The organism is Ilumatobacter sp. (assembly GCF_046290335.1).
In the GTDB taxonomy this organism is placed as follows: Bacteria; Actinomycetota; Acidimicrobiia; order Acidimicrobiales; family Ilumatobacteraceae; genus Ilumatobacter_A.
Window position 1 is genome coordinate 617,613 of the sequence record NZ_JBKAGH010000001.1, and the last position, 18,098, is coordinate 635,710.

Consider the following 18,098-nt stretch of genomic DNA (forward strand, 5'->3'; position numbering starts at 1 on the left):
GCTGGATGACAAATTCACCCGTCGGCGGAGCCATCGGCGAGCTCACGACACGGCAGCGTCGACACCCGCGGCATACCCCGGATCGGACGGCCAGTTCGGTTGGAACATGTGCCATTGCGCCGGGGCCCGGCGGATCAAGATCTCGAGTTCGTGCGCCAGATCCTGCGTGATCCTGGCCACGTCGTCGCGAAGCCTCGCGTCGGTGCGTTCCACCCGCAGCGGTGGACGCACCCATCCGAGGTGACCATCCACGCGGTCGGTGAAGTAGACCGCCGTCGGGAAGATGGGCGTACCCATGCGCAGCGCCATCGTGGCCGCACCACCCGGCAGCGTCGTCTCCTCACCGAAGAACTCGACAGTCGGGCCACTTCGTTGCAGATCTCGATCGGAGAGCAGACACACGATCTCGTTGCGTTTCAGCGCACCGAGCACCTCACTGCCGGCTTTCGGGCCGAGCGGAACCACGTTCATCCCCAACTTGGAACGCAGGTCGACGAACCACTCGAACAACTCCGGTGGGTCGATCTTCTCGACGACCACGGTCATCGGGTGACCCTGGTCGCAGATCCATCGACCGGCCCATTCCCAACCGCCGAGATGAGGCAGGGCGAGGATCGCACCGTTGCCGTCGCGGAGTGCCTCCACGATCTGCGGGTAGCCGTCGTCGCGAAACCCGCGGTCGACCGCCCGTTTCGACAGCGTCGGCAGCTGGAAGCTCTCGATCCAGTATCGAGCGTAGAAGTCGAACGCCTGCTGGGACGCTCGACGCAGCCGCAGACCGCGCAGCGACGGGTCGGCGCGTTGGAGTTGGCGCTCGATCATCGCCCGCCGCTCAGGGCTGGTGAAGCTCGCACCCGCACCGAGCGGTGTCGCGAGCGCCGCAGCGAACGCCGTCGGCGTCAACCGGGCCGCCAGCGCCCCGAGGCGATAGCCGCCGGTCGTGAGCGCGCTGGTCAGTTCCGCGGCGTCGGTCGGCAACCGTCCCCATCCCGGAACCTGGAACCGCCGCTCGGCCATCGACACCGATCCGGATCAGTCGCGACGGCGAGGAACGCTCGTCCGGCGCCGCTCGACGCGCGCGACGCGACGGCTCTGACGACGCGAGCGGCGCATCTCGATCCGCTCCTGGGTGACGGGGGCGACCGCCGCCTGGGTCCACACCTTGACGAACCGCTGGATCGCCGTGATGGACGTGAGCACGAGCATGATCCACAGGATCGGGATCAGCAGCGGCTCGACGGCGAGACCGATACAGATCGCGATGATGCGCTCGGCGCGCTCCATCAGCCCGCCCTTGGCGTCGATACCCAGCGACTCCGCCTTGGCCCGCTGGTAGCTGATCAGCGACGACACGCTGGCGATCGCGAATGGCAGCATCGCCAGCTGGCCGGAGAAATCCGGGTCGGTTGCGAAATACCAGGCGATCCCGCCGAGCAGGAAGGCATCGGTGACTCGGTCGACCGTCGAGTCGAAAAAGGCCCCGCGCTGGCTCGAGCTGCCCGACGCCTTCGCCAGCGCCCCGTCGAGCAGGTCGGGCAGCGCCGCCAAGATGACGAGCAGCAGCCCGAGCCACAGGTTGCCGGCAGCGATCGCCACGGCGGCCCCGATGCCGACCAGTAGCCCGATGACGGTCAGGTGATCGGGGGTGAGTCCGGTTTTGCGGAGCGCTCGACCCAGCGGCTTGACCGCCTTGTCGACCGGACCACGGAAGGTTCCGTCGAACATCGTGGTGACCCTACCGCCCGCTCACTGCCCGCTCACGGCTGCGTCTCGGAGGCGCGACCGGCATCGTCGACGTCGAGACGCGCCTCGGGGTTCGACTCGACCAGATGCTCGACGATGCGGGCGTCGATCGCGTCGACCAGCACCAGCGCCCGTTGCAACGGTGGCTCCTCGGACGAATAGCACAGCACCCGCCAGGTCGGTCGACTGCGGAATCCCCGCCAGACCTGCTGCGCCGAGGCATGACCCACAGCGAAGCCTGCTGCCTGTTGCGCGGCGACGAGTGCCTCCTTTTCGTCGACGTGCATCTTCCAGCCGGAGGTGATCGAGAACACGCCGACCGCGCCGAGCACGCCGGCCGCGAGCCACCAACCGCCGTTGACGATCGCCGCATCGTCGAACGCCACGACCGCAGCCACGCAGGCAGCCGCGAGCGCCAGATAGATCACGCCTGGCCAGCGTCGTCGGCTGTTGTCGGGAAACAGGTAGGCGCCGACGAACCCCGCCGGGTTCAAGTCGTCGGGCAGTTCGTCGCGGATGTCGTCAGGCGCCGAGGCCACATCGGTGCGATCGTCGGTCATGACTGCAGGCTACGGCGACAGAGTGGGTCAGACCCACTCTGTCGCCCGACTCACGGCCAGGCGGCACGCAGCCGCGCCGCACTCGCGTCGAGGCTCTCGGGCAGCGTCTGCGTGTTGCCGATCGCGGTCAGGAAGTTGCTGTCCCCGGTCCAGCGCGGCACGACGTGCACGTGCAGATGTGTCGGGACCGACCCTCCGGCGGGGCGACCCAGGTTGATCCCGACGTTGATGCCATCGGGACGATACGCGGCGCGCACGACTCCGACCGCCGTGGTCACCATCGACCACAGCTCGGCCGTCTCGTCACCGGTCAGGTCGGAGAGATCGGGCACCTCCCGGTAGGGCACGACCAGCAGGTGGCCGGTCGTGTACGGGTAGATGTTGAGGATCGAAAAGACCAGATCACCGCGATGGACGATGTGCGTCGCCTCGTCGGGTTCACCCGAGCGCAGCAGACGCGTGAAGACGCTCCCCTCCCCCGGCGCCGGATCGACCCGCGCCGGAGCCGACTCGACATAGCTCGCCCGCCAGGCCGACCACATCCGTTCCAGCACGAGGCAGGCCTCAGGCCGACAACGCGGCGGACTGGGCGTCGTCGACCTCGGCGCGGAACCGCTCGACGAACGCGTCGAACGCAACGTCTCGTTCGACGTCGTCGGCACCTTCGGTCACCAGGTCGCGGCGCAGGTTGACGCCGACGGTGTCGGCGGCCACGTCGTCGTCGCCGACCACCAGCACGTACGGCAGCTTCTCCATCTTGGCCGTCCGGATGCGCTTGCCGAGACCGACGTCGGCCTTGACCATGTCGGCACGAGCGCCGGCTGCTTCGAGGCGCTCCACGACGCCGGCAGCATGTTGCTCGTGTGCTTCCGACACCGGGAGCACCCGCACCTGCGTCGGTGCCAGCCAGGTCGGGAACGCGCCGGCATAGTGCTCGACCAGCACCCCGAAGAACCGCTCGATCGACCCGAACAACGCGCGGTGCAACATGATCGGGCGGTGACGTTCGTTGTCGGCTCCGACGTACTCGAGATCGAAGCGATCGGGGAGCTGGAAGTCGGCCTGGATGGTCGACAGCTGCCACGACCGACCGATGGCGTCGCGGACGTCGATGTCGATCTTGGGGCCGTAGAACGCAGCGTCGCCCTCCTTGATCGAGTACTCCAGACCGTGGGCGTCGAGTGCCTCCTGGAGCGCCTGCGTCGCTTCGACCCAGATCTCATCGGAACCCACGTACTTGTCGGGGTTCTTCGTCGACAGGTTGAACGTGAACTCGTCGAAACCGAACGCCCGGAGCACCGACAGCACGAAGTCGAGCAGCCCGGCGACCTCGCCGGCCATCTGCTCCTTGGTGACGAAGATGTGGCTGTCGTCCTGGGTGAACCCTCGGATCCGAAGCAAGCCGTGCAACGTTCCGGCTCGTTCGTAGCGGTACACGTTGCCGAGCTCGAAGAGCCGCAGCGGGAGCTCGCGGTAGCTGCGCTGACGACTCTTGTAGATCAAGCAGTGCATCGGACAGTTCATCGGCTTCATGTAGTAGGTGCCGTTGTCCATCTCCATCGGCGGGTACATCCCGTCGGCGTAGAAGTCGAGGTGGCCCGAGGTCTCGAAGAGCTTGCCGTTCGCCAGGTGGGGGGTGAAGACGAAGTCGTAGCCACCGTTCTCGTGGCGCAACCGGCTGTAGTCCTCCATCAGCTTGCGGACGATCGCCCCCTTCGGATGCCAGACGGCGAGGCCGCCACCGAGTTCCTGGGGAAAGCTCAAGAGATCGAGTTCGGTCGCCAGCTTGCGATGGTCGCGCTTGGCCGCCTCCTCGAGCTGATGGAGATGATCGGCGAGCGCCTGCTTCGATTCCCACGCGGTGCCGTACAGGCGCTGCAGCATCTTGCCGTTCTCGTTGCCGCGCCAATGGGCGCCGGCGACCTTTTGCAGCTTGAAGAAGCCGAGCTTGCCGGTCGACGGCACGTGGGGGCCCACGCACATGTCGACGAACTCGTCGGTGTTGCGATACGCGCTGATCGTGTCGCCCTGCACTTCACCGGCATCGAGCGCGTCGGCTCCCGCCGACTCGACGCGCTCGATGATCTCGACCTTGTAGGGCTGATCGGCGAAGAGTTCCTTGGCCTCCGACATGGAGTGCTCGGAGCGGATGAAGGGCTGGTTCTGCTTGACGATCTCCTTCATCTGCGCTTCGATCCGCGCCAGGTCGTCCTCGTGGAACGTCTGATCGTCGGGCAGGTCGAAGTCGTAGTAGAACCCGTTCTCGATTGCCGGGCCGATGGAGAACTTGGCCCCGGGGTACAGCTGGGTCACGGCTTGGGCGAGCACGTGCGCGGTCGAATGGCGAAGCACGTGTCGACCCTCGTCGGTGTTGCTGGTGACGATGGCCACCTCGTCGCCGTCGGCGAGCTCGCGGGTGAGATCGACATCGACGCCGTTGACCGTGGCGGCCACGGCCGCTTTACGCAGACCCGAACCGATCGAGGCAGCCAGATCGAGCGCCGTCGACGCCGTCGGCAGCTCGCGAACCGATCCGTCGGGCAGGGAAACTCGAATCAGGGAGGCGTTGTTCGACATGATCACGCCAGGATAGGAGGCCTGACGGACGCGACGGCGGACGGTTTCAGACGGCGCGGCGCATGGCCGCAGCACCAACCGGCATCGACGGCATCGCGGCCATCGTCGGCATCGCGGCCGGGGTGAAGTCGATCACGTCGGCTCGGCGTGCTGCGCTGCTCGGCTGCTGGTACTCGTCCACGTAGTGCTGGCCGGTCAGCGCGCCGACCGAGCGCATCACGGCGTCGGTCAGCGCGCGTCCAGCACCGGCATGGCCCTCCCGAGCGATCACGTCCGCCGGGCGAATCGGATCACCGATTTCGATCCGGCACCGTTTGCCGACCTTGGGCAGCGAAGCACCCGGCGGCTGGATGTCGGACGTCCCGGTGATGCCGACGGGAAGTATCGGGCACCCGACCTCGATGGCAAGGCGCGCCGCGCCCGTCCGACCCTTGTGCAGGTGACCGTCTCGACTGCGCGTCCCCTCGGGAAAGATCCCGAACACGGCCCCCTCGCGCAGCATCGCGGCGACGGTCTCGAGCGTCGCAGCGCTGCGTTCGCCGCCGGCGCGATCTACCGGGATCATGCCGAGCGCCGGGAAGAGCGCCCTGGTCTTGAACGACTCGAGGTACTCGGCCTTGCCGATGAACGAGATCGTGCGCCGCATCGTCAGCATCAGGAACGCCGAGTCGAGGAAGCTGATGTGATTCGGACACAGGATCGCTGGCCCGTCGGACGGGATCCGGTCGTATCCGACGGTCTCGATGTCCCACAACCGTGACGCCACGGGCCGGGCAACCCGACGGAAACGACGCTGCATGATGGTGGGATCGCTCAGAGCGTTCACGGCTGGGCACGGTACGCAGGCGATGCTGCGGGCACGGAACCACCGTGTGAACGCTCGGTGAACGCGCCGACCGAACCATACGAACGCAGCGAGCAGCCCGACCTGAGCGAAACGTGAACGCGGCGCGACGGCGGCCGTCAAGCCGGAGCGAGGTCGACGCCCAGCAACGCGCTGGCTTCGAGCACGCCATCGCCACGCGCAGCAGCATCGTCGATCGCTGCGAACACTCCCGGCGTGTCGAGATCGTCGTCGAGCCGTGCTCGCACCTCGTCGAGCAAGTCGGGGTTCGAGCGGGCGTTGCGCTCCCACCGAGCGAGCCGATCGACGTTGCGAGGCATGAGTTCGTCGTCCCATTCCCACTCGGTCCGATAATGGTGCTCGACGATGCCGAGTCGGATCACCCGTGGGTCGTAGATCTCACGCAGCGCGTCGACGAACACGAGGTTGCCCAGACTCTTCGACATCTTCTCGCCGTCCATCGAGATGAGCGCCGTGTGCATCCAGTGCTTGACGAAGGGTTCCCCGGTCGCCGCCTCGGATTGCGCACGTTCGCACTCGTGGTGCGGAAAGATCAGGTCGGCGCCCCCGCCATGGAGATCGATCGTGGTGCCGAGTTCGCGCAGCGCCAGCGCCGAACACTCGATGTGCCAGCCCGGCCGACCAGGGCCCCACAGCGTGTCCCACGACGGCTCGTCCGGCGCCGACGGGTGCCACAGCACGAAGTCGAGGGGGTTGCGTTTGTTGGCGTCGTCGACGTTGCCGCCGCGCTGTTTCGCGAACTCGATCATCTCGTCGTGGGTGTAGTTGCTGACCGAACCGAACGACTCGAACTTGGACACGTCGAAGTACACCGATCCGCCCGCCTCGTAGGCGTAGCCGCGATCGATCACCATGCCGATGAACCCGCGGATGTCGGGAATCGCCGACGACGCTCGCGGTGACGACGCGACCGGCAACGCGTTGAGCGCCACCATGTCGCGCTCGAAACGGGCCTCTTGTCCGGCCGCGAGGTCGAGATAGTGCACCCCGAGTTCGCGGGCCTTGGCGAACAACGGATCGTCGACATCGGTGACGTTGCGCACGCAGCGGACGGTGTGTCCCTTGTCGATGAGATGGCGCACGAGTACGTCGTAGGCGATGAACGTCGCCGCGTGTCCGAGGTGGGTCGCGTCGTAGGGGGTGATCCCGCACGTGTACATGAGGACGTGCTCGTTCGGTTCGAACGGCACCACCTCTCGACGAGCGGTGTCATGGAGCATGAAGGTCATGGCGTGTCAGGCAACCCCGACTCGTCGTCGGGCATTCCCGCCGGGGCGATCCGAGCGACGGGGCGATCGAGCTTGATCCCCGTGAGCTTCGGAGCGACGCGGGTCTTGTAGCGGACGTTGAGTTGGAGCAGCACTGCGGTGAACGCTTCGATCGCCGTGGCATTGGACAGCTCACCGGCGTCGAGCGGGCGACAACCCGGGATGTTCCAGACGATGTCGATCACTTCCTTCACCGCTGCCGCGTCGTCGCCGCACACGAGCACGTCGGAGTCGATGGGTTCCTCGATGTGTCCGAGTTCGGTCGCGGGAAGGTGATGGAACGCTGCCACGACCCGACACTCGGGGACCGCTGCTTGGACGTGAGCTGCCACGCTGCCACGCGGCGGGACCAGCGGCTGGAACTCCTTGTTGACCCGCACGAGCGCATTGGCCATCGAGATCACGATCTTGCCGCGAATCAGGTCGATGTTCTCCTGCGCCGTGCTCGCGGCGGAGTCCCACGGCGTGGCGATCACGATCAGATCGCACTCGCTCGCCGCGCGATTGTCGCCGTACCCGAGGAGGCTCGCCAGATCCGGCCACTTCTCGACGAGGCTGTCACGGGCTTCCATCGCTCGATACTTCGAGCGGGAGCCGATGACCGCTTCGTAGCCGATGCTGGCGAGTCGGGCGGCGAGCCCGCTGCCGGCGGGGCCGGTTCCGCCGAGGATGCCGATGCGAGTTCCCGTTGTCACTCCCCCAGCATCACACACCGCCGCGCTCACATCACAAGGCGCCGACGCGGAGGTGACTACGTTGCAGGCCATGGGAATTCTCGACGGCAAGAAGATCGTGGTCACCGGCGTCCTCACCGATGCCTCTCTGGCGTTCGGGGTGGCCCAGCTCGCGTTGGACGAGGGCGCCGACATCGTGCTCACCGGTGCTGGCCGTGCGCTCAAGCTGACACAGCGAACCGCCCGCAAGCTCGCCCATCCCCACGGCGCCGACATCTCGGTGTTCGAACTCGACATCACGGTCCCCGAGCACGGCGTCGCCGTACGTGAGGCTCTGCAGGAGAAATGGGGGCGCGTCGACGGGGTCCTGCACGCGATCGGGTTCGCTCCCGAGGTGTGCCTCGGCGACGACTTCATGGCGGCCCAGTGGGATGACGTCGCCGTCGCGATGCACATCTCGACGTACTCGCTCAAAGCGCTCGCCGATGCCTTCGTCCCACTGATGACCCCGCCCCACGGAACTGGCGGCTCGTTCGTGGGCCTCGACTTCGACAACAGCCAGGCGTGGCCGGCGTACAACTGGATGGGTGTCGCGAAGTCGGCGCTGCAGTCGGTGTCGCGGTACCTGGCCAAAGAACTCGGGCCGAAGGGCATCCGGTCGAATCTGGTCGCTGCGGGCCCGGTCAAGACGATGGCGGCCAAGTCGATCCCTGGGTTCGCGCTCTTCGAGGACACCTGGGACGGACGTGCCCCACTCGGCTGGGACGTCACCGATTCGTCAGCGGTCGCGAAAGCGGTCGTGGCCCTCCTCAGCGACTGGTTTCCCGCCACGACCGGCGAGATCATCCACGTCGACGGCGGCTACCACGCTGTCGGCGCCTGACGCGTCGCTGCAGCGCTCGGCCCTCCCTTGCCGGCCGACCGTGGCCATCTGGGATGGGTCGGTACCCTCGGAGTCGTGAATCGACTTGCTTCCGAGACGTCGCCGTACCTTCGTCAACACCAGGACAATCCCGTCGACTGGTTCGCCTGGGGGGACCCAGCGTTCGCCGAAGCCCGCGCCCGTAACGTCCCGGTCCTCCTCTCGGTCGGCTACTCGGCGTGCCACTGGTGTCACGTCATGGCCCACGAGTGCTTCGAAGACGCCGAGGTCGCCGAGCGGATGAACGCGTCGTTCGTCAACGTCAAGGTCGACCGAGAGGAGCGCCCCGACGTCGACGCGATCTACATGGACGCAGTGCAGGCGATGACCGGCCGTGGCGGCTGGCCCATGACCGTGTTCATGACGCCCACCGGCGAGCCGTTCTACGGCGGCACCTACTACCCGCGCGAGCAGTTCCTGAAGCTGCTCGACGCGGTCGACGACGTCTGGCACAACCGCCCGGCCGACGTCACCAAGAACGTCACGACGCTCGTCGCTGCGATCGACGCGACGGCGAACCTGAAGCCGTCCGACGACCTCCCCAGCGTCGAGCAGATGAACACCTGCGTCCAGCTGTTGGGACGGGCGCACGACGCCGAGCACGGCGGCTTCGGCTCGACGCCGAAGTTCCCGACGACCGCGAATCTCGAGTTGATGCTGCGTGCGTACATGTCGAGCGGCTCCGAAGGCGCGAAGCGTGTGTTGCAGACGACGTTGGATGCAATGGCGTCGGGCGGGATCTACGACCACCTCGGCGGCGGATTCGCTCGGTACTCGACCGATCGAGAATGGCTGGTGCCGCACTTCGAGAAGATGCTCTACGACCAGGCGCTGATGGCGAAGACCTACCTCCACGGGCTCGTCGTGCTGCGCGTCCCGGCGTGGCGCCAGGTCGTGCAAGAAACCGTCGAGTACGTGGTCAACACGATGATGCACCCCGAGGGCGGGTTCTTCTCCGCGGAGGATGCCGACTCGCTGGACGATGACGGCAACAGCGTGGAGGGCCGCTTCTACACCTGGACCCCCGACGAGATCCGAGCGGCCCTGCCCGACGTCAAGCCGGAGGTCATCGAGGAGGCACTCGCCTGGTGGAACATCACCGACGAGGGCAACTGGGAGGGCCGCTCGATCCCGAACCGGTTGCACGCCCGCGGCGAACTCGAACGCAACGACGCGATGAACTACATCCGGCATCGACTCGTCCAGGCACGCGCGACGCGTCCGCGCCCGGCGGTCGACGACAAGGTGATCCTCGAGTGGAACGCCCTGTTCCTCTCGACGCTCAGCGAGGCAGCGGGCGTGTTCGCACATCGCCCGTGGCTCGATGCCGCCATCACCAACGCCGAGTTCTTGCTGCGCGAGCTGCGCGGGCCCGACGGTCGCTGGTACCGCACCTGGCATGCCGACGGCGAGCCACGAGCCCGCCACGCGGCGCTCGCCGCCGATCACGCCGCACTCGTGGACGCGTTCACCCGTCTCGCCGAAGCCTCCGGACAGGCACGTTGGATCGAAGAAGCTCAACAGGTCGCCGACACGATGCTCGACTACTTCTTCGACCCGTCGAACGGCGGGCTGTTCACGACCGCCGAGGACGCGGAGGCACTCGTCGTGCGCCAGAAGGACATCATCGACAGCGCCACGCCGTCGGCGAACTCGCATGGCGCCTTGGCGCTGTACCGACTCGCGTCACTCACCGGCGAACTGCGCTACGCGCACCAAGCCGACCGGATGCTCCAGTTGATCGCCGCACAGATCGCCGACAAACCCACGTCCTTCTCCAATGCATTGCTCGCCACCGACGTGCGCCGACGGGGAGCCACCGAGGTGGCCATCACAGGCGATCGGCCCGACCTCGTGCGCATCGCGCAATCGATCTGGCGTCCCGACATCGTCCTCGCCTGGGGCGAGCCCTACGACGGTCCGATGTGGGAAGGTCGCTCTGACGGACTCGCGTACGTCTGCAAAGACCACGTCTGCAAACAGCCGGCGACGACGCCCGAAGAGTTCGCCGAGATGCTCTTGGGTCGCCCGGTCACGATTCGCGACTCGGCGGTGCGTGCCGACGCGAACGGCACGGACGACAGCGACCCGAACACCGAGTGAACGGGCCGGGCTCGCTGCGCTTCACCAACCGCCGCGGTGGATGATCTCATCGGGCGAACGGCGGGCACGAGCGGCGCTTCGACCGTTCCCGCTCACCGACTCCCGACGAGGCCAGCCCAGTGCGATCGCCCCGATCAGTTCGAGATGCTCGGGAATCGCGAGTTCTCGGCGCACCTCGTCGACGCGCTGGAAGACGCCGAAGAACAGGGCTCCGAGGCCGACGTCCTCCGCGGCGAGCAGCAGCGTCATCACCGACATCGATGAGTCGATCGTCCAGTACGGCGCTGGCCAGGCATCGACCCCAGTACCGAGGCCGCTGCGAGCCTTGTCCGGTTCGGCGTACCGCTGGACGTAAGCCGATGGATCGGCCAATGCCAGCGCTACTACCGGAGCGTGGAGCAGATGGGTCCATCGAAACGACGCACGCTTCTCCGCCGGCAACGTGATGTCCCAGTAGCGGGCTGTGTCGGCTCCCTCCAGCACCACCAGGTGCCAGCCTTGCGTCTTGCCGGCGCTCGGCGCACGAGCTGCCAGATCGACGAGCTGGTCGAGGAGCGCAGGGTCGACCGGGTCGGGCTCGAAGGCCCGGGTCATACGGCGGTTGCGGACGACCTCGACGAACTCGGTCACCGAAACGCTGCGCCTCGGATCAGCGCTTGCCGAGCTTGACGAGGTCTTCCGCCATCGTCCAGCCGTAGACGACCATCGCACCGCCCTTGCCGACCGGGATCTCCCCCATCATGGCGACGACGTCGGCATCGAGCGACTCGGGTTTCATCGACTCGAAGTCGAGATAGCCACTCTGGGCTTCGCTGCTCGAGATGAAGGACTTGGCGTCGTAGCTCTTGTCGATACCGAACCGCTTCGCAAGGCGCCGACCCCATGCACGTTCCTCGCCGACCGCGTTCTCGCCGGGTGAGGGTGTGACGTCGTCGAGATCCTTGAAAGCGTCACGCGCGTCGGCGTTGACGAACCGAGCGCCGACCACGACGTCTTCGTCGGGAAACGCCATCAGGGCGCGGTGGTATGCCTCGTTCATCAGGCCACGCAGCACCTGATCGCGTTTGCTCGACCGCTTGACGCTCATCAGGCCGATCAACACGCAGGGCGTACCGCCGATGCGCTCGAGGGTGGAGAAGGTGAACCCGTGCAAGACGTTGCCGAACCGTGCGGTCGTGATCAACACCCAGTCTTCCATCGCCTTGGAGAGCTGTCCGGTGTTGAACGCGTCTTCCATCGAGGCGAGCTCGTCCAGATCGGTGTCGTCGAGCGCAGATGCGTCGTTGGTCACAACTTCGAGAGCCATCGTGCCCATTCTACCGGCCGTTCTCGAAATGCCTGAACCTCAGAATCGCCGCAAGTCGATGGCCGTCATCAGAGCAGGACGGCTTCGTGTCCATAGGCCATCCGCAGTTCGCCCACCGCACGGTCGAGATCGACTCGGAACTCGTCAGACAGCTTGAGGATCTTGCCCTGACCGAGGTCGACCATCACCACGGAGTCGCCCGGGTGCTCCTTCACGATGCGCTTGAGCCGCTGGATCTTGAGCTCGTCGAGCGAGCTCGCGTGCAAGCGCAGCCGCAACGGCGCTGCCGGGCCAGCGTCGAGGCCCTGCAACACGGTGATCGTCTGGCCGATCACGCCGAACCGCGATTCGTCGCGACGGTCGAGGCGGCCCTTCACCGACACGATGAGATCGTCTTCGAGTTTGTGTCCTTGCTCGGCCAAGGTGCGCGGAAAGATCGTCACCTCGATCGAAGCGTCGAGGTCCTCGAGCAAGAAGACGGCCATCTGGTCGCCCTTCTTGGTGAACTTCCGGGCGAGGTTGGTGATGATTCCGCCGACGACGACGTTCGCGCCGTCTTCCATCGACGTGAGATCGATGATCCGATGCTCGACCTTTCGCTTCAGGGCCGCTTCGACCCCGAGCAGAGGATGATCGGACACGTACAGGCCGAGCATCTCCTTTTCGTAGCGAAGCTTGTCGGTCTTGTCGAACTCCATGTTCTGCGGGATCGGGGTGCGTTCGCTGAACGCTTCGCCCGCCGCATCGCCACTGCCACCGCTGCCACCGCTGCCACCGTCACCCCAGTCGCCGAAGAGCGACATCACGCCCTTTTCCTCTTCGCGTCGACGCTTGACCGTGGTGTCGATGATGTGTTCGAACACCGTGAGCAGCGCTCGGCGGTCGTGGCCCATCGAGTCGAAGCCGCCACCCTTGATCAGCGACTCGATGGTGCGCTTGTTGAGCACGTGCTCGGGGACTCGCTCCACGAAGTCGTGGAAATCCGTGAACTGGCCGTTCTCCTCGCGTTCGGCCAGCAACAACTCGACGAGCGCCTCACCGACGTTGCGAACAGCCGACAACCCGAACGTGATCGCGCCGGGGCTCCCGACCGGCAAGGACACGCCGGCCGGCACCTCGTCTGGTGACAGGGCGCCGAAGTTGATGAGCGAGCGATTGACATCGGGGGGCAAGACCTTGATGCCCATCGAGCGGCAGTCGGCAAGGTACGTCGCCGCCTTGTCGAGGTTGCTCTTGACACTCGACAACAACGACGCGAGGTACTCGACCGGGTAATGCGCCTTGAGAAACGCCGTCTGGTAGGTGATGAGCCCGTATCCGTAGCTGTGGCTCTTGTTGAACGCGTAGTCGGCGAACTTCTCGATGATGTCGAACAGCTGCGGGCCGAGTTCGGTGCCGTACCCGGTCTTTTCCACACCCGCCTCGAACGCGTCGCGTTCTTTGGCCATCATCTCGCGGATCTTCTTGCCGCACGCCTTGCGGAGGTTGTCAGCTTCGGCGAGCGAGTAGCCGGCGAACTTCTGCGCCACGCGCATCACGCTCTCCTGGTAGATCATCAGACCGTACGTGTCGTCGAGTACCTCCACCGCGTCGTCGTGGAAGTACTGCACCGGCTTGCGACCGTTCTTGCGGTCGGCGTAGTCGTAGTGCATGTTCGCACTCATCGGACCGGGGCGGTAGAGCGCGATCAATGCGCCGACGTCGTCGAACGAGTTCGGCTCCATCGCCTTGAGCAACTGGCGCATCGGCGGCGACTCCAACTGGAACACGCCGATCGTGTCACCGCGCGACAGCAGAGCGAACGTCGCCGGGTCTTCGAGGGTCACCTTCTCGGTGTCGAAGTCGGGATCGTGTCGCTCGCGGATCATGTGCTCGGCGTCGGAGATCACGTCGAGGTTGCGCAATCCCAGGAAGTCCATCTTCAACAAGCCGAGCGATTCGACACCGTTCATCTCGAACTGGGTGACGACGGGCGCGTCATCGGGATCGACCCCCGACTCCGGCTTGCGTTGAATCGGGACGTAGTCGGTGACGGGATCTTTCGTGATGACGACCGCCGCGGCGTGGATGCCGTCGGACCGCTTCAGACCTTCGAGCCCCTTGGCGACGTCGATGACCCGCTTGATGTCGGGGTCGGTGTCGTACATCGCCCGGAGATCGGTCGCGGCCTTGTAGCCGTCGAGATACTTGGGATGCTGCTCGAAGCAGTACTTCAGCGGCGTGTCACGGCCCATGACCAGCGGAGGCATGGCCTTGGCGATCTTGTCGCCGACGCTGTAGGGAAAGCCGAGCACGCGGGCTGCGTCACGGGCGGCGTTACGTGCCTTGATCGAGCCGAACGTGATGATCTGCGCGACGTGATCTCGTCCGTAACGCTCGGCGGCGTAGCGGATCATGTCTTCTCGGTAACGCGTCTCGAAGTCCATGTCGATGTCGGGCATCGAGATGCGGCTCGGATTGAGGAACCGCTCGAACAGCAGGTCGTACTTGATCGGGTCGAGATCGGTGATCCAGAGGCAGTACGCCACCGCGCAGCCCGCTGCCGAGCCGCGGCCCGGGCCGACACGGATGCCGTTGTCACGTGCGTACTTGATGAGATCCCACGTGATGAGGAAGTACGACGCGAACCCCATGTCGCAGATGACCTGGAGTTCGTAGGCCAAGCGCTCGACCGCCTCCTTCGGCACCTCCTTGCCCCATCGCTTCTCCGCGCCCTGCTGAGTCAGGTATCTCAGGTAGGCCTCGTCGTCGGCGAAGCCGTCGGGCAGCGGGAAGTCGGGGAGAAGCGGCTTGCCGAACTCGATCTCGACCTCGGCGCGCTCGGCGATCCACAAGCTGTTGTCGCACGCTTGGGGAACCTCGCGGAACAGGTACCGCATCTCGGCGGCGGACTTCAGGTAGTGATCGCTACCTTCGAACTTGAACCGCTTCGGATCGGACAACAGTGCGCCGGTCTGGACGCACAGCAGCGCGTCATGTGCCTCGTGGTCGTGCTCATGGGTGTAGTGGCTGTCGTTGGTGGCGAGGATCGGAGCACCGATGGTGCGAGCGATCTCGAGCAGCTTGGGGTTGGTCTCGATCTGCGCCGGGATCCCGTGATCCTGGATCTCGATGAAGAAGTTGTCTTTGCCGAAGATGTCCTGAAGGCGTGCTGCCTTCTCGAGGGCACCGCGCTCGTCGCCGTTGAGCAACGCCTGGAGGACGTGCCCGCCGAGGCAGCCACTCGTCGCGATGAGACCCTTGGAGTACTTCTCCAACAGTTCCCAGTCCATGCGCGGCTTGTAGTAGTAGCCCTCGAGAAACGCGAGCGATGACAGCTGGATCAGGTTCTTGTAACCCTCGTTGTTCTCGGCCAGCAGGATCAGGTGGTAGTAGAGCTTCTTGCCGCCGTCGGTCTCGCCGCCAGAGTCGTCGACGCGCCCCCGCCGAGACGGCCGCTCCGATCGATGGTCGTGGGCCATGTAGGCCTCGGTGCCGATGATCGGCTTGATCCCCTGGCGATTGCACTCCTTGTAGAAGTCGAGCGTGCCGTACATGTTGCCGTGATCGGTCATCCCGATCGCGGGCTGGCCGTCTTCCACGGCCTTGGCCACCATTTCGTCGAGACGCGACGCTCCGTCGAGCATCGAGAACTCGGTGTGCACGTGGAGATGGGCGAAAGAGTCGGTCACGTCGGCGCTTCGGTCAGAGTTACACGGGTGTGGTTCGAAGATAGCTGCTCGCACGCCGCACGGAGCGACGCGCAGGGCGCGCCGCTAGAGGTAGGTGCCGGTCTGGGGCGGCGCGGCACGCTGAGGCGAACCCTGACCGGTCGACTCGCCCTGACCTGGCAGCTCACGCATCTGTTGGAGCTGCTGCTGCGCAGCGAACTGCTGCGCCATGAGGCTCGCCTGGATCCCGTGAAAAAGCCCTTCCAGCCACCCGACGAGCTGCGCCTTGGCTACTCGGAGTTCGGCATCGCTCGGCACGTCGTCGTGGTCGAACGGCAACGCGAGGTTGCGCAACTCGTCTTGCAGATCTTCCGACAGCGCTCCCGACAACTCGACGATCGAGCGTTCGTAGACCTCGGCCAACCGCTCGCGCGAGGCCTCGTCGAGACCGGCGGCGCGCACCTCTTCGAGGAGTTGCTTCACCATCGATCCGATCCGCATGACCTTCGCCGGCTCGGTCACGGCTTCAACGGGGCGGGCCTCGTCGGAGTCGTCGAGAGCATCACCGGGCGAGTCGCCGTGCTCGCCATGGCCCGCTTCGACCTCGTCGGGCCGCAGTGCCGACGAGGGAGCCGAACTCGTCGACTCGGTGCCGTCGGACTCGGTTGGCGAAGGATGGTTGGCGTCGTCGGACATCCGTCCGTTCTATCCGCGATGACCAGCGACGCCAAGTCAGACGGCGGCGCCGACGAGTGGCACGTTGACCTCCGCGGAGGTCAACGAGCCGTGGCGGCACACGAGTTCGTACGGTCCGGAGTCGGCAGGGTCGAAGTAACTCACGGGGTCGCTCGCCACGAGCGCTACATCGCCGAGGCGTCGTTGGATCGGTGGCGACACCGTCGGACCGAACCACCGCTCGTCGAGCATCTGGGCTTTGGTCACCACCCAGCCGGTCGAGCCGATCTCGTCAGCGGCCTCGGCTGCGAGCGCCTCGACATCGCTCGGTGCACAGTGGAACCAGCGGAAACGCCCTTCGCCCGACTGCTCGGTCACTCGCGACAACAGCTCGTCGGAGGGGTACACGATCCGATCGCCGACGTCGACCTGTCCATGATCGGCGGTGACGAGTAACGCGGTACCGGACGGCAACGTGGCCACCAGATCAGCGACGAGTCCGTCGGAGTAGCGCAGTTCGGCTTCGTAGAAGTCTCCGAAACCGCGTTCGTGCGCGATCTTGTCGATGCCGTTGTAGTAGCAGTACACGAACGGCTGTCCGGCCCGTACCTGCGCGGCTGCTTCGACCGCGATACTCGAAGGGGCACGCCATCCGACCGGCCTACACCCTCGTAGATGCGCTTCGCTGAACGGCGAATTCTGCAACTCGCCCTGAGCGACGACCGGCACCTCCTCGCCCAGGAACGGCTCGAACGACTGCACGTCGCGAGGCGGGTGCGAACGCCGGACCTGTTGGTCGCCGACGGCCCATCGCAACACGTTGAGCACGTCACCGCCCAGCATCATGCGATAGCCGATGAGGCCGTGCTCGCCCGGCGTGAGTCCGGTCGTGATCGAGCTGAGCGCCGTCGCGGTGGTGGTCGGCGCCACCGTGTGGATCGATCGGCCCGACATCGACGACAGCGTCGGCGCGAGCGCAGCATGCTCCTGCAACTGGTCCCAGCCCAAACCGTCGAGCACGAGGAGCACCACCGCGTCGGCGCCGGCGACCACGTCGGGCATCCACGACGGCATGTTGCGGGTCCACTTGTGGTTCGCTGCGCCGGGGCCGAGCAGCGCAGGGATGATCCCGCGCACGTTCGCACCCATGTAGTCAGGAATGATCGGATGCCCGCCTGGTCGACTCACCGACCACAGTCCATCACCTTCCGGGCCGCGTAACAACACCGAACAGGGCCCCGGGGCCTACAGTGCTTCTCGTGCGAATCTCGACCCGAGGAGACTATGCCTGCCGCGCGTTGCTGTCGCTGGCGCTCCACGGCCCCGATGCCGGACCCACCTCGGTTCGCGACATCGCCGATCGCACCGGGCTCCCGCAGCCGTATCTCGAGCAGATCCTCCTCGCGCTCAAGGGCGCGGGGTTGGTCCGTTCCAAGCGTGGAGTCGGCGGCGGCTACGTCCTGCACCGCGCACCTCATGACATCCGGCTGTCCGAGATCATCTCGGCCGTCGATGGTCCGATCACCCTCGGCGACTTCGGACAACCACATCAAGATGGCGCCTGCGACCACGAGGGACAGTGTGTGCTGCTGGCGATCTGGGATCAGGCCGGGGCACACATGCGCTCACATCTCGACGGCTACACCCTTGCCCACATCGCGGAAATCGCGAAGGGCGAGGCTCCCTGGCCCGCTCCGATCGACCACGATCACTGAGCGACAGGCGGGGCGACGCGAACACCCACGCGCGTACCGG

16 protein-coding genes are annotated in these 18,098 nt (G+C 65.9%); 3 read left to right on the forward strand and 13 right to left on the reverse strand.

The genetic code is table 11. The features are described 5' to 3' along the window. Positions 1-42: 42 nt before the first annotated feature. The 8 genes from ACE37B_RS02845 to npdG all read right to left on the reverse strand — a co-directional run bounded on the left by ACE37B_RS02845 (position 43) and on the right by npdG (position 7,708). Positions 43-1,017, reverse strand: a complete 975-nt coding sequence (locus ACE37B_RS02845; protein ID WP_409921766.1) for a phosphatidylinositol mannoside acyltransferase — start codon at positions 1,015-1,017, stop codon at positions 43-45. Positions 1,018-1,032: 15 nt separating this feature from the next. Continuing rightward, on the reverse strand, positions 1,033-1,725 hold the full coding sequence (locus ACE37B_RS02850) for a CDP-alcohol phosphatidyltransferase family protein (protein WP_409921767.1): 693 nt from the start codon (positions 1,723-1,725) through the stop codon (positions 1,033-1,035). A 32-nt stretch (positions 1,726-1,757) separates the two neighbouring features. Beyond that, on the reverse strand, positions 1,758-2,303 hold the full coding sequence (locus ACE37B_RS02855) for a hypothetical protein (RefSeq protein ID WP_409921768.1): 546 nt from the start codon (positions 2,301-2,303) through the stop codon (positions 1,758-1,760). A 50-nt stretch (positions 2,304-2,353) separates the two neighbouring features. Next, positions 2,354-2,857: an HIT family protein gene (locus ACE37B_RS02860; RefSeq protein ID WP_409921769.1), complete on the reverse strand. Its 504-nt coding sequence runs from the start codon at positions 2,855-2,857 to the stop codon at positions 2,354-2,356. A gap of 10 nt (positions 2,858-2,867) precedes the next feature. Further along, entirely contained in the window at positions 2,868-4,862 is a 1,995-nt protein-coding gene (gene thrS / locus ACE37B_RS02865; RefSeq protein ID WP_409922883.1) for a threonine--tRNA ligase, read from the reverse strand. A 64-nt stretch (positions 4,863-4,926) separates the two neighbouring features. After that, complete coding sequence (locus tag ACE37B_RS02870) at positions 4,927-5,706, reverse strand: lysophospholipid acyltransferase family protein (protein ID WP_409921770.1); 780 nt, start codon at positions 5,704-5,706, stop codon at positions 4,927-4,929. Between the two features lie 137 nt (positions 5,707-5,843). Then, positions 5,844-6,974: a cysteine--tRNA ligase gene (gene cysS, locus ACE37B_RS02875; protein WP_409921771.1), complete on the reverse strand. Its 1,131-nt coding sequence runs from the start codon at positions 6,972-6,974 to the stop codon at positions 5,844-5,846. Continuing rightward, a complete protein-coding gene (gene npdG, locus ACE37B_RS02880) occupies positions 6,971-7,708 on the reverse strand; it encodes an NADPH-dependent F420 reductase (protein ID WP_409921772.1) in 738 nt (245 codons plus the stop codon). Before npdG ends, cysS begins: the two co-directional genes overlap by 4 nt. Before the next feature lie 70 nt (positions 7,709-7,778). Here npdG and fabI point away from each other — a divergent pair, with 70 nt between their 5' ends. After that, a complete protein-coding gene (gene fabI / locus ACE37B_RS02885; protein ID WP_409921773.1) occupies positions 7,779-8,570 on the forward strand; it encodes an enoyl-ACP reductase FabI in 792 nt (263 codons plus the stop codon). A gap of 75 nt (positions 8,571-8,645) precedes the next feature. Beyond that, a complete protein-coding gene (locus ACE37B_RS02890) occupies positions 8,646-10,712 on the forward strand; it encodes a thioredoxin domain-containing protein (protein ID WP_409921774.1) in 2,067 nt (688 codons plus the stop codon). 21 nt (positions 10,713-10,733) lie between these two features. On the opposite strand, the gene ACE37B_RS02895 is transcribed toward ACE37B_RS02890, so the two are convergent. From ACE37B_RS02895 to ACE37B_RS02915, 5 genes are all read right to left on the reverse strand, one after another. Beyond that, a complete protein-coding gene (locus tag ACE37B_RS02895; protein WP_409921775.1) occupies positions 10,734-11,342 on the reverse strand; it encodes a nitroreductase family protein in 609 nt (202 codons plus the stop codon). A 19-nt stretch (positions 11,343-11,361) separates the two neighbouring features. Beyond that, complete coding sequence (locus ACE37B_RS02900; protein WP_409921776.1) at positions 11,362-12,018, reverse strand: hypothetical protein; 657 nt, start codon at positions 12,016-12,018, stop codon at positions 11,362-11,364. 68 nt (positions 12,019-12,086) lie between these two features. After that, entirely contained in the window at positions 12,087-15,689 is a 3,603-nt protein-coding gene (gene dnaE, locus ACE37B_RS02905; RefSeq protein WP_409921777.1) for a DNA polymerase III subunit alpha, read from the reverse strand. An 84-nt stretch (positions 15,690-15,773) separates the two neighbouring features. Further along, positions 15,774-16,364 (reverse strand): proteasome activator, encoded by a 591-nt coding sequence (locus ACE37B_RS02910; protein ID WP_409921778.1) that lies wholly within the window; start codon positions 16,362-16,364, stop codon positions 15,774-15,776. Positions 16,365-16,400: 36 nt separating this feature from the next. Continuing rightward, a complete protein-coding gene (locus ACE37B_RS02915) occupies positions 16,401-17,531 on the reverse strand; it encodes an alkaline phosphatase family protein (protein ID WP_409921779.1) in 1,131 nt (376 codons plus the stop codon). Positions 17,532-17,602: 71 nt separating this feature from the next. On the opposite strand from ACE37B_RS02915, the gene ACE37B_RS02920 reads away from it, so the two are divergent. After that, entirely contained in the window at positions 17,603-18,058 is a 456-nt protein-coding gene (locus ACE37B_RS02920) for an RrF2 family transcriptional regulator (RefSeq protein WP_409921780.1), read from the forward strand. Positions 18,059-18,098: the final 40 nt, after the last annotated feature.